Source organism: Curvibacter sp. APW13 (assembly GCF_032337135.1).
Taxonomy (GTDB): domain Bacteria; phylum Pseudomonadota; class Gammaproteobacteria; order Burkholderiales; family Burkholderiaceae_C; genus Allorhodoferax.
This window is the reverse complement of sequence record NZ_JAVXZZ010000003.1, coordinates 453,233-468,114: the sequence shown is the minus strand read 5'-3', so window position 1 is coordinate 468,114 and position 14,882 is coordinate 453,233. Positions and strand designations below refer to the sequence as shown.

The following is a 14,882-nucleotide window of genomic DNA, read 5'->3' as shown; positions in this document are numbered from 1 at the left end:
GCGGTAATATTGCTGCAGTGCAATATTTTTCCTGAAGGACACCGCCATGCTGTACCAGCTGTATGAAACGCAGCGCTCCCTGATGGAGCCGTTTTCCGACCTGGCGGCTGCTGCCGCCAAGGTCTATGCCAATCCGCAGGTGCCGGCAGGACAAAACCCGTTCTCGCAGCGAATCTCGGCTGCCTTTGACCTGATGCACCGACTGGGCAAGGACTACGAGAAACCCGAGTTCGGTCTGCGCACGATCAATGTCGACGGCGTGGACATTGCGATCCACGAGCGCATCGAGACCGAAAAGCCGTTCTGCCAGTTGCGCCGTTTCAAGCGCTTCAGCGACGACCCCAAGATGCTGGAGCGCATGAAGAACCAGCCTGCGGTGCTGATCGTGGCCCCCCTGTCGGGCCACTACGCCACGCTGTTGCGCGATACGGTCAAGTCGATGCTGCGCGACCACAAGGTCTACATCACCGACTGGAAGAACGCCCGACTGGTGCCCATGGCGGAAGGTGAATTCCACCTGGACGACTACGTCAACTACGTGCAGGAGTTCATCCGCCATGTACAGGGCAAGTACGGCAACTGCCACGTGATGAGTGTCTGCCAGCCCACCGTGCCAGTGCTGGCGGCCGTGTCGCTGATGGCCAGCCGCGGTGAAACCACGCCGCTGTCCATGGTGATGATGGGCGGCCCCATCGACGCCCGCAAATCGCCGACAGCCGTGAACAACCTGGCCATGACCAAGTCGCACAGCTGGTTCGAGAACAACGTCATCTACCGTGTGCCCAGCAAGTTCCCAGGAGCGGGCCGCCGTGTCTACCCGGGCTTTCTGCAGCACACCGGCTTCGTGGCGATGAACCCCGACCACCACGCCAAGAGCCATTACGACTACTTCAAGGACCTGATCAAGGGCGACGGCGCCAGCGCCGAGGCCCACCGCAAGTTCTACGACGAGTACAACGCGGTGCTGGACATGGATGCGGACTACTACCTCGAAACCATCCGTGTCGTGTTCCAGGACTTTGCCCTCGTGAACGGCACCTGGGACGTCAGGAACCCGCAGGGCAAGGCCGAGCGTGTGCGCCCGCAGGACATCCGCACCACCGCGCTGTTGTCCGTCGAGGGGGAGCTTGACGACATTTCCGGCTCCGGACAGACCCAGGCCGTGCACAGCATCTGCACCGGTGTGCCCAAGACCATGCAGCGCCACTACGAGTGCAAAGGTGCCGGCCACTATGGCATCTTCTCGGGCAGCCGCTGGCGCGACATGGTCTACCCGCAGGTCAAGGCCTTCATCCTGGCCCATCACCACGACACCCATCCGGAAACCGTGGCACAGCCTGCATTGAAAGCCGCGTCCCGGGTCGCGAAGCCTGATGCGGCCCCTGGCCGCACTTCGAAGACCAAGGCCCTTGCACCAGCAAAGGCCACGGGGCCTGCCAAGAAGGCTGCCAAACCCAAGGCCCAGACTGCTGTCGCCAAGCGCGCGACCACAGCGAAGCCCCAGGCGCGCAAGGCAGCCCCAACCAAGCGACCTGCCTCCAACGCTGTGACGGAGTCGTCGCAAGGCGCCTGATGGACCAAGCTGCACCGCTCACGCCGCTGGCGGCGCAGGTGCTCGACGCCCTGCCGCAAACCCAATGCACGCGCTGCGGCTACCCCGACTGTGCTGCCTACGCACGAGCAGTGGCCGACGAAGCGGCCCCCATCAACCGTTGTCCTCCAGGTGGAAGCGTCGGTGTAAGCCGGCTGGCCAAGCTCACGGGGCGTCCGGAACTTCCGTTGGACCCGGAATGCGGCATCGAGGGCCCGCGCATGCTGGCCGTCATCGATGAGGACTGGTGCATCGGCTGCACCCTGTGCATTGACGCCTGCCCGACCGACGCCATCGTGGGAACCCACAAGCGCATGCACACCGTGATCGAGCCCTACTGCACCGGCTGTGAGCTGTGCCTTCCGGCCTGCCCGGTGGACTGTATTGCGCTGCACAACGTCTCCGGCAGCGCCACCGGGTGGAGTGCCTGGTCGGCCGATCAGGCCCTAGAAGCGCGCCATCGCTATGAATTCAGTAGCTTCCGACGCAGACGCAACGCGGAGGAGAACGCGAAACGGCTGGAAGAAAAGGCCAGGGCCAAGCTGGCCGACCTGCCGGCCCACTCCCAGCACACCGATCCAGCCGTACTGGACAAGAAGCGCGCCGTGATCGAGGCGGCGCTGGAGCGCGCGCGCGCCAAGCGTGCCGCCCAGCCCAGGACCTGATTGCGCTTGCTTCAGGCCTGTACGAGATTCTTGTAGACGCCGCAGCCTAGGTACAGGTCACCCAAACGGCACACATACGACATCTTGGTCTGAACCTTGCCGGTACTGGGGTTGGTGATGTCGTACTGCACCCAGCCCGGCGCAGTGTCGGCCTGACCGATGATGGCGTCCATGAGTCCCTGGCCGTCAATGCCGGCAATGTCCTGCACGCGTGTGCCCACCTTGGCGGGGTTGCCTCCAAAGGCTAGATAAGTCCCATTGCGGTCGAGGGCAAAGACATACATGTCCCGGTCGAAGAAGCCTTGTTCCTTGGCGGTCAGATCGCGCAGGAATGCATCCTGGGAAACACCGTGGCGGTGGTGCTGCATCGCCTTGGCCACCAACGCCAGCGCTTCATCGGCCGTACCTTGCTGCAGCTGGAACACCCTCACCGAGTCCGACAACGTGGAGGCCTGGTCCTGCAAGGAACTTGCCTGCTGGGCCGCCGTTTCCACCATGGCCGCATTCTGCTGCGTGATCTCGTCCAACTGGCGGATGGCGGCACTGATTTCGGCCAGTGCCGTGCTTTGCTCGGCGCTGCTGCTGGAAATCTCGGACATCTTGGCCGCCACTGACCGTATGCCCTGAACCACCCCATCCATGCTGGCTCCCGCCTTGCGGATCAACTCGACGCCCTTGCCGACTTGCGACGAGGACGCCGTGATCAGCTCGCGGATTTCCTTGGCCGAACCTGCGGAGCGCTGTGCCAGCGAACGCACCTCGCTGGCAACCACCGCAAACCCACGGCCCGACTCGCCTGCTCGCGCCGCTTCCACCGCCGCATTCAAGGCCAGAATATTGGTCTGGAACGCCAAGCCATCAATCACCGAAACGATCTCGTCCATGCGTTGGGTACTGGCCTGGATCGCCTCGATCTGGGCCACCGCGAGTTGCATGCTGCTGGCACTGCCTTCAGCAATGTCTCGCACCGCCCGTGCGCTGGCATCCGCAGCCTCGGCACTGACCGCATTGCCCTTCACCGTCGACGACAACTCCTGCACACTGGCGTTGGTCTGCTCCAGGTTGGCCGCCTGCTGCTCGGTGCGGTCCGACAGGGCGTTGCTGCCATTGACCAATCCGGTGCCAGACTGGGAAACCAGGGCGGCATTGCTGCGCACGCTGGCCACCATGGCAGAAAAGCTGTTGAGCAGGCGCTCCATGACGTCGGACATGTCGCTGAGCTCATCGCGACCGCGGACGCGCGCACGGTGGCGCAGGTTGCCCTTGGCAATCTCTTCCAGGAACAACAGCACCTGGCGCAGATCTGCCACAAAGCTCAAGCGGAAGGCGACCAGCAGGTAGAGCATGCCGCACACCGCCGCTGCGCTCACGACGATGCCCAGCACATACGCGAACTCGATCTCGCGCTCCCGCGTCAGCAGTTGCTCCTCGAGTGCCTTGGCCGCCCACACCTGGTAGGCACCGACGGCTTCGATCGCTGCGGTACCGGCCGCAAAATAGGCTTGGGCATCCTGGGCGGCGCCCTCGGTGGCGAATGCTTCGCGCACCTGCTTGGCAAATGCACGCGAGGCAGCAAGCGCCTTGTCCGCCGACGCATCACGCAGACCCGTCTGACCCAGCAGGCCCTGCACATGCTCCATGTTGCGCAGGAAAGGCTCGAGCGGGTCCAGCTGTGCCAGCATCCGGGCGCTGCCCGTAGGGGCCACTGCACCTTGGCTCAGCATGCCGGCCCCTTGCCCGCGCAAACGGCCCAGTTGCTCAGCCCAGGGAATGGTGTGCAGGGCCACCATCTGGGTCAACAGGCCAGCAGCGGGGTCGGACTCCAGCAGCAGGCCCGAGGAAAACCCGATCGATTGGACCAGGCGCTGCAGGTCCTCGACCAACCGCGTATGCAATGCAAAGCTGTCCGCAGCCGTCTTTCCCTCGACAGCCGCGGACATGCCTTCCAGCCGCGACTGCATTGCAGCCCAATCCGATGCACCAGTCGGCGTGGCAACGCCCAACACCGCAGAAGAGGTCGCCTTCACGGCGCCGGACAAGGACTGGCGCACGCCGTCCCGGGTAGCTTTGGCGCCTTCGTTGCCGGAAAGCACCATGTTGGTCAGGCCCCGGTGGCTCTGCACCAGACGAACCACCGTCGTCAGCTGGCTAACCGCGGCCAGCGCAGCACGCTCCGACCGGGACTTGACCAGCACGGCATGCTGGTGCTGAACCAATTGCCACTGTACGGCCATCAGCGGCAGCAAGGTCACCACCGCAAGCAAAGCAAGCTTGGGGGCAATGCGCAAACGCCGCATCGCCCACATGCCCGGATAGAAGATCCTCTGCCAGCCCATGACTGTCTCCTCGTGCTTTTTTCGCAACCGCCAACTCGGTTGGGGCGGCATTGTCACACCGCAGACATGTAGATCAGCTTACAACAATATCTGCGCGAGGGAAACAAGACACGGAGGAAGAACCGGGGAGCCTCGCTTGGGCTCGGCCCCCGTCGTAATCAGACCACGGACAAGGCGGCGATCACTTCTGGCGGTGCTTGCACCAGCTCGATCAGCACACCTTCCCCAGCGATGGGGAACTCGTCATTGCTCTTGGGGTGCAGGAAGCAGATGTCATACCCGGCGGCCCCCTTGCGGATACCTCCCGGTGCAAAGCGCACACCCTGGGCGGTGAGCCACTCCACCGCCAAAGGGAGCTTGTCGATCCACAGCCCCACATGGTTCAGCGGCGTGGTGTGCACGGCAGGTTTCTTCTCGTGGTCCAGCGGCTGCATCAGGTCCACCTCCACCTTGTAGGGGCCAGAACCCATGGCGCAGATATCCTCGTCCACGTTTTCGCGTTCGCTCCTGAAGGTGCCGGTCACTTCCAGCCCCAGCATGTCCACCCAGAGCTTCTGCAGCCGGGTCTTGTCGGGGCCGCCGATGGCGATCTGCTGGATGCCCAGCACCTTGAAGGGACGGCTCATTTCTCGAACTCCACGATCGGCTGGTCCACGGCCAGGGACTCGCCCTTGGCAGCCAGCACCTTGGCCACCACACCGTCGGCGGCGGCAAAAAGCACGTTTTCCATCTTCATGGCTTCGATGACGGCCACGCGCTCCCCGGCTTGCACCTTCTGGCCCGGCTGCACGGCCACGTCGACCAGCAGGCCCGGCATGGGCGAGAGCACGTATTTGCTCATGTCCGGCGGGGCCTTGAAGGGCATCAGCCGGTGCAGCTCGGCCATGCGCTGGGACATGACCAGCACATCGATGCGGGTACCGTTGTGCTGCACGCGCAGCGCCAGCGGGTTCTTGGGTGTGCCGCGCTCCACCTGGGCGGTGAAGGGCTGGCCGTTGACGGTGCCCGTGATGGCAATGTCGTTGAGGCGTGAATCGCTACGGATTTCATAGCTCTCATTACCCACCTTGACGCGGGCAAAGCCTTGTTCCCCCACGAACTCATCGACGTGAACCGGGGTGTACTGGTTGTTGCCATCCGGCGATAGCGTCACCACGGTGTAGTCCTTGCCTGCATTCACGCCATACCCGGGCAACTGACCCGACAGGGTGGCAGCACGCTCGCGGCTCTTGCGGCGCACGAATGCGGCCAGCGCCTGCATGAAGCTGGGGTCTTCGTGGGGCACGTCTTCGGCGGCAAAGCCCTTGCCATAGTGCTCGGCGATGAAGCCGGTATTGAACTGGCCCGTGACGAACTTCGGATGCGCCAGCAGCGCCGCCTGGAACGGAATGTTGGAGCTGATGCCACGGATCACGAAACCGTTGAGGGCCTCACGCATCTTGGCGATGGCTTCGTTGCGGTCCTTGCCGTGCACGATGAGCTTGGCGATCATCGAGTCGTAGTACATCGGAATCTCGCCCCCCTCGGCCACGCCCGTGTCCACGCGCACGCCCTGCAGTTGGGACGTGTCGGCCTGGAACATGGTTTGCGGTGGAGGCGCAAAGCGCACCAGGCGACCGGTGGATGGCAGGAAATTGCGGAACGGGTCTTCCGCATTGATGCGGCACTCAATGGCCCAGCCGTCGCGCTTCACATCGGCCTGGGTGATGGTGAGCTTCTCGCCCGCAGCCACGCGGATCATCTGCTCCACGAGGTCCAGTCCGGTAATGCACTCGGTAACCGGGTGTTCCACCTGCAGGCGGGTGTTCATCTCCAAGAAGTAGAAGTCCTGGTCCTTGCCGACCACAAACTCCACCGTACCGGCGCTCTGGTACTTCACGGCCTTGGCCAAAGCCACGGCCTGCTCGCCCATCGCCTTGCGGGTGGCATCGCTGATGAAGGGGCTGGGAGCCTCTTCAATCACCTTCTGGTGGCGGCGCTGGATGGAGCATTCGCGCTCGTTCAGGTACACCACGTTGCCATGGCTGTCACCCAGCACCTGGATTTCGATGTGGCGGGGTTCGAGCACGTATTTCTCGATGAACACACGGTCGTCGCCGAAACTGTTGCGCGCTTCGTTGCGGCAGCTGGTGAAGCCCTCAAAAGCTTCCTTGTCGTTGAACGCCACGCGCAGTCCCTTGCCGCCACCGCCGGCCGAGGCCTTGATCATGACGGGGTAGCCAATGCCCTTGGCAATCTCGACCGCCTTCTCGGCCGACTCGATGGCGTCGTTGTAGCCGGGGATGGTGCTGACCTTGGCTTCGTTGGCCAGCTTCTTGGAAGCGATCTTGTCTCCCATGGCCGCAATGCTGTAGTGCTTGGGGCCAATGAAGGCGATGCCTTCTTCCTCGCAGCGGCGCGCAAAGTCCTCGTTCTCGCTCAGGAAGCCGTAGCCCGGGTGCACGGCCTGTGCGCCGGTCTGCTTAGCTGCCTCGATGATCTTGTCGGCCAGCAGGTAGCTCTCGCGGCTGGGCGGCGGGCCCAGGCGCACGGCCTCGTCAGCCAGCTGCACATGGCGCGCTTCCTTGTCGGCGTCGGAGTACACGGCAACCGTCTTGATGCCCATCTTGCGGGCGGTGGCGATGACGCGGCAGGCGATCTCGCCGCGGTTGGCAATGAGAATCTTAGTAAACATGTTCTGTGATCCTTGTCGTTCTTGTCGGTGATCAGAGGGGGATGTTGCCGTGCTTGCGCCACGGGTTTTCCAGCTTCTTGTCCTTGAGCATCACCAAGCTGCGGCAGATACGCTTGCGGGTCTCATGCGGCAGGATCACGTCGTCGATGAAGCCGCGTGCACCGGCCACGAACGGGTTGGCAAAGCGGGCCTTGTACTCGGCTTCCTTGGCAGCGAGCTTCTCGGGGTCACCCTTGTCTTCGCGGAAGATGATTTCCACTGCACCCTTGGCACCCATCACGGCAATTTCCGCATTGGGCCAGGCAAAGTTCACGTCGCCGCGCAGGTGCTTGGAGGCCATCACGTCGTACGCGCCGCCGTAGGCCTTGCGGGTGATGACGGTGATCTTCGGCACGGTGCACTCGGCGTAGGCGTACAGCAGCTTGGCACCGTGCTTGATGATGCCGCCGTACTCCTGCGAAGTGCCGGGCATGAAGCCGGGCACGTCCACGAAAGTGACCACGGGGATGTTGAACGCGTCACAGAAGCGCACGAAGCGCGCGGCCTTGATGGAACTCTTGATGTCCAGGCAACCGGCCAGCACCAGGGGCTGGTTGGCCACGATGCCGATGGTCTGGCCGTCCATGCGGGCAAAGCCAACGATGATGTTCTTGGCGTATTCGGGCTGGATCTCGAAGAAGTCGCCATCGTCCACGGTCTTGACGATGAGTTCCTTCATGTCGTACGGCTTGTTGGGGTTGTCCGGCACCAGCGTGTCGAGGCTACGGTCGGCGCGGTCGATCGGGTCACCGCTCTTGCGCACGGGGGCTTTCTCGCGGTTGTTCAGCGGCAGGTAGTTGTAGAGGCGGCGCAGCATCAGCAGCGCTTCCACGTCGTTCTCGAAAGCCAGGTCGGCCACGCCGCTCTTGGTGGTGTGGGTAATGGCACCACCCAGTTCCTCGGCCGTCACCTCTTCGTGCGTCACGGTCTTGACCACTTCAGGGCCGGTCACGAACATGTAGGAGCTGTCCTTCACCATGAAGATGAAGTCGGTCATGGCCGGGGAATACACCGCACCACCGGCGCTGGGGCCCATGATCATGCTGATCTGGGGAATCACGCCGCTGGCCATCACGTTGCGCTGGAACACGTCGGCATAGCCGCCCAAACTGGCCACGCCTTCCTGGATACGGGCACCGCCCGAGTCGTTCAGGCCGATGACCGGAGCACCGACCTTCATCGCCTGGTCCATGATCTTGCAGATCTTTTCCGCATGGGCTTCGGACAGCGCGCCGCCGAATACCGTGAAGTCCTGGCTGAAGACAAACACCAGGCGGCCGTTGATCATGCCGTAGCCGGTGACCACGCCGTCACCGGGGATCTTGTTGTCGGCCATGCCGAAGTCGACGCAGCGGTGCTCCACGAACATGTCCCACTCTTCGAAAGTGCCTTCATCCAGCAGCACTTCCAGGCGCTCACGCGCGGTGAGCTTGCCTTTCTTGTGCTGGGCATCAATGCGCTTCTGGCCACCGCCCATGCGGGCTGCTTCGCGCTTCTTTTCCAGTTGGTCGAGGATGTCTTGCATGGCTTCCTTCTTTCGTCAAAAAATGTGTCGCTATGAATTCAGTAGCTGCTCACGCAGATATTTCGAGGGCGGAGAGCAGATTTCGTGCTGCAGTGCTGGCCGGCAGGCTGCCGGCCTCCACTGCTGCTACCGTGCTGGCCAATTGGGCCTGCACCGCCGGATGGGCCTTGAACGCCTGCTTGAGACCGGCATCAATGCGCTCCCACATCCAGGCCAGGGCCTGGTGCTGGCGGCGTTGTGCCAACTGCCCATTGGCTTGCTGCAGTTGCTTGAACTCGGTCACCGTATCCCAGAACGTGTCCACGCCCTGCGATTGCAGCGCGCTGATCTGGATCACCTTGGGGTGCCAAACCGATTGATCGTGGTGTCCATGCTCGTGGCTACCGTGCAGGCCCAACAGCCGCAGGCTGGAGGTGATCTGGGCCCGGGCCCGGGTGGCCGCGTTGGGGTCGATGTCGGCCTTGTTGATGACCACGAGGTCGGCCAGCTCCATCACGCCCTTCTTGATGGCCTGCAGGTCGTCGCCCGCGTTTGGCAGTTGCAGCAGCACGAACATGTCGGTCATGCCGTGCACCGCCGTCTCGCTCTGCCCTACCCCCACGGTTTCCACGATCACCAAGTCATAGCCCGCGGCTTCGCACACCAGCATGGCTTCGCGCGTCTTCTCGGCCACGCCACCCAGCGTGCCGCTGCTGGGGCTGGGGCGGATGTAGGCCTGCTCGCGCATGGACAGCTGCTCCATGCGGGTCTTGTCCCCCAGGATGGAACCGCCCGACACGCTGCTCGATGGGTCCACCGCCAGCACCGCCACGCGGTGGCCCTTGCCGATCAGGTACAGGCCCAGCGCCTCAATGAAAGTGCTCTTGCCCACGCCCGGCACGCCGCTTATCCCCAAGCGCAGGCTTTTGCCCGTGTGCGGCAGCAACGCAGTCAGCAAGGCATCGCCTTGCTGGCGATGGTCGGCGCGGGTCGATTCCAACAGCGTGATGGCCTTGGCAATGGCACGGCGCTGCGCGGCGCTTGGGCCATGCAGGATGCCATCGAGCAAAGGGGGCGTACTCACGGGAGTGCAGCCGTTACGGGTCGGCGGGATTTAGGCTCGGGCCTTTTTGATCTGCTCCAGCACATCCTTCGCGCTGGCCGGAATGGGGGTGCCGGGGCCGTACACCCCCTTCACACCCGCCTCGTACAGCATGTCGTAGTCCTGGCGCGGAATCACCCCACCCACGAACACGATGATGTCGTCGGCACCCTGGTCCTTCAGGGCTTGGATGATGGCGGGCACCAAGGTCTTGTGGCCCGCAGCCAAGGTGGAGACACCCACGGCGTGCACGTCGTTTTCGATGGCCTGGCGGGCACATTCCTCGGGGGTCTGGAACAGCGGGCCCATGTCCACGTCGAAGCCCAGGTCGGCAAAGGCCGTGGCAACCACCTTGGCACCGCGGTCGTGGCCGTCCTGGCCCAGCTTGGCGATCATCACGCGCGGGCGGCGACCTTCCGCAGTTGCGAACTCCGCAATCTCGGTCTTGAGTTTGTCCCAGCCCTCGGCCGAGTCGTAAGCAGCAGCGTACACACCAGTCACCTTTTGGGTATCAGCACGGTGGCGGCCGAATTCCTTTTCCAGGGCATCGCTCACCTCGCCCACCGTGGCGCGCAGGCGGATGGCCTGGATGGACAGGTCCAGCAGGTTGCCCTGGCCGGATTGTGCCGCGGCAGTCAATGCGTCCAAAGCGGCCTGCACGGCGGCGTTGTCGCGGGTGGAACGGATTTGCTTGAGGCGCGCAATCTGGCCTTCGCGCACCTTGACGTTGTCCACGTCCAGGATCTCGATCGGGTCTTCCTTGGCCAGCTTGTACTTGTTCACGCCAACGATGACGTCCTTGCCACTGTCGATGCGTGCCTGCTTCTCGGCGGCGGCGGCTTCGATCTTGAGTTTGGCCCAGCCGCTGTCCACAGCCTTGGTCATGCCGCCCATGGCGTCCACTTCCTCGATGATCTTCCAGGCCTCGTCGGCCATCTGCTGGGTCAGCGTCTCCATCATGTAGCTACCGGCCCAGGGGTCCACCACGTTGGTGATGTGAGTCTCTTCCTGGATGATGAGCTGCGTGTTGCGCGCAATGCGGGCCGAGAACTCGGTGGGCAGCGCGATGGCTTCGTCGAGCGAGTTGGTATGCAGCGACTGGGTGCCGCCAAACACGGCCGCCATGGCTTCGATGGTGGTGCGCACCACGTTGTTGTACGGATCCTGCTCGGTCAGCGACCAGCCCGAGGTCTGGCTGTGGGTGCGCAGCATCAGGCTCTTGGGGTTCTTGGCATTGAAGCCCTTCATGATGCGGCACCACAGCATGCGCGCGGCGCGCATCTTGGCAATTTCCAGGTAGAAGTTCATGCCCACCGCCCAGAAGAAGGACAGGCGGCCCGCGAAGTCGTCCACGTCCATGCCCTTGGCAATGGCGGTCTTCACGTATTCCTTGCCATCGGCCAGCGTGAACGCCATTTCCAGCGCTTGGTTGGCACCGGCTTCCTGCATGTGGTAGCCCGAGATCGAGATTGAGTTGAACTTGGGCATGTTCTTTGAGGTGTACTCAATGATGTCGCCGATGATGCGCATGCTCGGCTCGGGTGGGTAGATGTAGGTGTTGCGCACCATGAACTCTTTGAGGATGTCGTTCTGGATCGTGCCCGCCAGCTTGTCCTGGCTCACGCCCTGCTCTTCGGCCGCCACCACGTACCCTGCCAGCACCGGCAGCACGGCGCCGTTCATGGTCATGGAGACCGACACCTTGTCCAGCGGAATCTCGTTGAACAGGATCTTCATGTCTTCCACCGAGTCGATGGCCACGCCGGCCTTGCCCACGTCGCCCGTCACGCGCGGGTGGTCGGAGTCGTAGCCGCGGTGGGTGGCCAGGTCAAAGGCCACGGAAACACCCTGCCCACCGGCGGCCAGCGCCTTGCGGTAGAAGGCATTGGACTCTTCGGCGGTGGAAAAACCCGCGTACTGGCGAATGGTCCAGGGGCGCACCGCATACATGGTGGCCTGCGGGCCGCGCAGGTAGGGCTCGAACCCGGGCAGCGTATCGGTGTACGGCAAGTTGGCCGTATCGGCCGCGGTGTACAGGGGCTTGACGGTAATGCCATCGGGCGTGACCCAGTTGAGCGCATCCACATTGCCACCGGGGGCCGATTTGGCGGCCACCTTGGCCCAGGCTTCCAGAGTGGCGGTATTGAATTCTTTGGCGGAGTCGGTCATGGCACTACCTGCTGAGAAATGGGAAACAGTCCAATGGCGCTCCCGGGGCGAGCCGGTGCTTTGTTGCGGCGCATTCTATACTAATTCATAATTATGTATTCAAAATATTGATTCTGGCTTACAATCCGCCCCCATGTCCGCCGTGCTGTCCGAACCCCGATCTGCCTCCGCACTGTCCCCCCGCGCGCTGTACGAAGAAGTGGCGGAACTGCTGCGCCAGCGCATCTTCAAGCGTGAACTGGAGCCGGGCAGTTGGATCGACGAACTGAAGATCGCGCAGGAACTCGGCATCAGCCGTACTCCCCTGCGTGAGGCGCTCAAGGTGCTGGCGGCCGAAGGCCTGGTGACCATGAAGGTGCGCCGCGGCGCCTACGTGACCGAAGTGTCCAAGGACGATCTGGCCGACGTGTACCACCTGCTGAGCCTGCTTGAATGCGATGCTGCCGCCGTAGTGGCCGAAAGAGCCACGCCGCTGGAAATGACCGAGCTGGAGCAGCTGCACGCCCAATTGGAAGCGGCGGGCCTGGACGAGTCCCACACCGACGAATTCTTCGCTGTGAACGAGCGCTTCCACATGCGCCTGCTCGAAATCGCCAACAACCGCTGGCGCAACCAGATCGTGGCCGACCTGCGCAAGGTCATGAAGCTCAACCGCCACAACTCGCTGCTCAAGCGCGGGCGCACCGCCGAGTCGCTGGCGGAACACCGCGCCCTCATGGCGGCGCTCAAGGCCCGCGACCCGCAGCTGACCCAGCAACGCATGCGCGAGCACTTTGCCAACGGGCTCGAAGCGGCCAACTAGTTGCTACGGTTTTCGTAGCTGCTCACGCACATAGTTCCTGGGCTGCAAATCGAATTCAGTTGTATTTTCTGGTCACCGCCGGGATACCAGCCACACCCCCGGCAGGATGAGCGCAGCACCGCCAATGTGCTGCCAGCCCAGCGATTCCCCCAGCACCGCATACGCCGCCACAGCGGCATACAAGGGTCCGAGGTACAGTGTGACGGCCACCCGACTGGCTCCGAGGATTTTCTGGGCCCAGCCGTAGATCCAGTACGCCCCCACGCCCGGCACCAAGGCCGCCAACGCCATGATGGCCAGCGCCTCGGCAGTTACCGGCAGGTGCGTCGCGGACATCTGCTCCCACACCATGCCAGGCAACAAGGTCAGCACACCACCCAGGCTGATGGCTGCAAGTCGGGCGGAATCACCAAGGGAACTGGGCCAGAGTTTCTGCAGCAATGCATAAGCGGCCCAGGCCACCATGGCTGCGACGATCCACCAGTCGCCCGCCACCCACTGCACCTGGGCCAGCGCCGTCCAGCGCCCCTGCACCACCACATGCACCACCCCGGCCATCGCCAGCACAACACCAGCCACCTGCGTAGGTCGCATCCGTTCCCCCAGCCACAACACCGCACCCAGGCCAATCAGCACCGGGGACGCGGCATAGATGAGCGCGATGTTCATCGCCACGGTGGATTGCGCCCCCAGGTAGACCCAGGCACCGCAGACCAGCATGCCGCAAAAGCCCAGCACCACGAAGTGCCTCCACTGGCGCAACACTTCGGCTCGCTTGCCCCATAGTTCCTGCCAGGACAAGGCCACGAGCACCACGGCGGCAATCAGCCAACGCCCGAACGCCAGGGTGTAGGGGTCCACCAGACCTGGCGCCTTGCGCGCGATGATGAGGTTGACGGTCCACAGCACCGGCGCGCCCCACAAGGCCAGCACCGCCAGGCGGTAGCGGACGGGCTCGGAGCCTTGGGCAGCGGCATTCACTCGGTGCGTCCCATGGCAGCCTGTGCCCGCTCCATGACCAAGCGCGGTGCAGTATCCTTCAGCCGGTGGTCACTCCACACCTGGCGCCACTTGCGTGCGCCCGTCTGCCCGTGGCGCAGGCCCAGCATATGGCGGGCAATGCCATACCAGCCGGTACCGTGTTGCACGGCCTCGCGCTCCATGTAGTCCACCATGGCCAATTCGACGCTATCCCTCGTATTGACTGCGTGGTCCGCTCCCAAAAACGCAGCATCCCACTCCGCCAGCCAGAACGGGTTGTGGTAGGCCTCGCGTCCGACCATGACGCTGTCCACATGCTGCAGATGCGTGTGAACCTGCTCCGTGGTGCTGATCCCGCCATTGATGGCGATGGTCAGATGCGGGAAGTCCTTCTTGAGCTGGTACACGATGTCGTAACGCAGCGGCGGAATCTCGCGATTTTCCTTTGGGCTCAGACCCTTGAGCCAGGCGTTGCGGGCGTGGGCGATGAACACGGTGCAACCGGCCTCGGCCACGGTGCCGACGAAGTCGCGCACGAAATCGTAGCTTTCCACCTTGTCGATACCGATGCGGTGCTTGACCGTGACCGGAATGTCCACGGCATCGACCATGGCCTTGACACAGTCGGCCACCAGGGTCGCCTCGTTCATGAGGCAGGCACCAAAGGCGCCGCGCTGCACGCGTTCGCTGGGGCAACCGCAGTTGATGTTGATCTCGTTGTACCCCCACTCCTGCCCGAGCTTGGCACAACGGGCCAGGTCCTCGGGTTCACTGCCGCCCAACTGCAAGGCCACCGGGTGTTCTTCGGCGTTGAAACGCAGGTGGCGCGGTACATCACCGTGCAGCAAGGCGCCCGTGGTGACCATCTCGGTGTACAACAGGGTGTTCTTGGACAGCAGCCGGTGGAAATACCGGCAATGTCTATCGGTCCAGTCCATCATCGGCGCCACGCTCATGCGGGCGTAGCCGGAGGCCTTGGCGGCCAGGGATTCAATCGTCATGGGGCAGGATTATCCCGC

General features: G+C 63.4%; 11 protein-coding genes. 3 read left to right on the top strand and 8 right to left on the bottom strand.

Annotated features, from left to right (window positions below; genetic code table 11):
• Positions 1-46 precede the first annotated feature (46 nt).
• Positions 47-1,573, top strand: coding sequence for a polyhydroxyalkanoate depolymerase (locus tag RQP54_RS15500; RefSeq protein ID WP_315679290.1), 1,527 nt, complete (start codon positions 47-49; stop codon positions 1,571-1,573).
• A complete protein-coding gene (rsxB, locus tag RQP54_RS15495) occupies positions 1,573-2,256 on the top strand; it encodes an electron transport complex subunit RsxB (RefSeq protein WP_315679289.1) in 684 nt (227 codons plus the stop codon). The genes RQP54_RS15500 and rsxB overlap by 1 nt, the downstream gene beginning before the upstream one ends.
• Before the next feature lie 11 nt (positions 2,257-2,267).
• Here rsxB and RQP54_RS15490 read toward each other — a convergent pair whose 3' ends face one another.
• The 6 genes from RQP54_RS15490 to scpA form a co-directional block, all read right to left on the bottom strand.
• Positions 2,268-4,592 (bottom strand): methyl-accepting chemotaxis protein, encoded by a 2,325-nt coding sequence (locus RQP54_RS15490; protein ID WP_315679288.1) that lies wholly within the window; start codon positions 4,590-4,592, stop codon positions 2,268-2,270.
• 158 nt (positions 4,593-4,750) lie between these two features.
• Entirely contained in the window at positions 4,751-5,218 is a 468-nt protein-coding gene (locus tag RQP54_RS15485) for a VOC family protein (protein ID WP_315679287.1), read from the bottom strand.
• Positions 5,215-7,266 carry an acetyl/propionyl/methylcrotonyl-CoA carboxylase subunit alpha gene (locus tag RQP54_RS15480; protein ID WP_315679285.1) on the bottom strand — a complete coding sequence of 684 codons (2,052 nt, stop codon included), beginning with the start codon at positions 7,264-7,266 and terminating at the stop codon, positions 5,215-5,217. Before RQP54_RS15480 ends, RQP54_RS15485 begins: the two co-directional genes overlap by 4 nt.
• A 31-nt stretch (positions 7,267-7,297) precedes the next feature.
• On the bottom strand, positions 7,298-8,830 hold the full coding sequence (locus tag RQP54_RS15475; protein ID WP_315679284.1) for an acyl-CoA carboxylase subunit beta: 1,533 nt from the start codon (positions 8,828-8,830) through the stop codon (positions 7,298-7,300).
• Between the two features lie 49 nt (positions 8,831-8,879).
• Positions 8,880-9,893 (bottom strand): methylmalonyl Co-A mutase-associated GTPase MeaB, encoded by a 1,014-nt coding sequence (meaB, locus tag RQP54_RS15470; RefSeq protein WP_315679283.1) that lies wholly within the window; start codon positions 9,891-9,893, stop codon positions 8,880-8,882.
• Between the two features lie 30 nt (positions 9,894-9,923).
• Complete coding sequence (gene scpA / locus RQP54_RS15465) at positions 9,924-12,080, bottom strand: methylmalonyl-CoA mutase (RefSeq protein ID WP_315679282.1); 2,157 nt, start codon at positions 12,078-12,080, stop codon at positions 9,924-9,926.
• Positions 12,081-12,213: 133 nt separating this feature from the next.
• Between scpA and RQP54_RS15460 the strand changes: the two genes are divergently transcribed.
• Positions 12,214-12,882 carry a GntR family transcriptional regulator gene (locus tag RQP54_RS15460; RefSeq protein WP_315679281.1) on the top strand — a complete coding sequence of 223 codons (669 nt, stop codon included), beginning with the start codon at positions 12,214-12,216 and terminating at the stop codon, positions 12,880-12,882.
• A gap of 72 nt (positions 12,883-12,954) precedes the next feature.
• Here the strand turns inward: RQP54_RS15460 and RQP54_RS15455 are convergent, their stop codons facing one another.
• Entirely contained in the window at positions 12,955-13,863 is a 909-nt protein-coding gene (locus RQP54_RS15455; RefSeq protein ID WP_315679280.1) for a DMT family transporter, read from the bottom strand.
• Positions 13,860-14,864, bottom strand: a complete 1,005-nt coding sequence (gene dusA, locus RQP54_RS15450; RefSeq protein ID WP_315679279.1) for a tRNA dihydrouridine(20/20a) synthase DusA — start codon at positions 14,862-14,864, stop codon at positions 13,860-13,862. Before dusA ends, RQP54_RS15455 begins: the two co-directional genes overlap by 4 nt.
• Between the last annotated feature and the right edge of the window lie 18 nt (positions 14,865-14,882).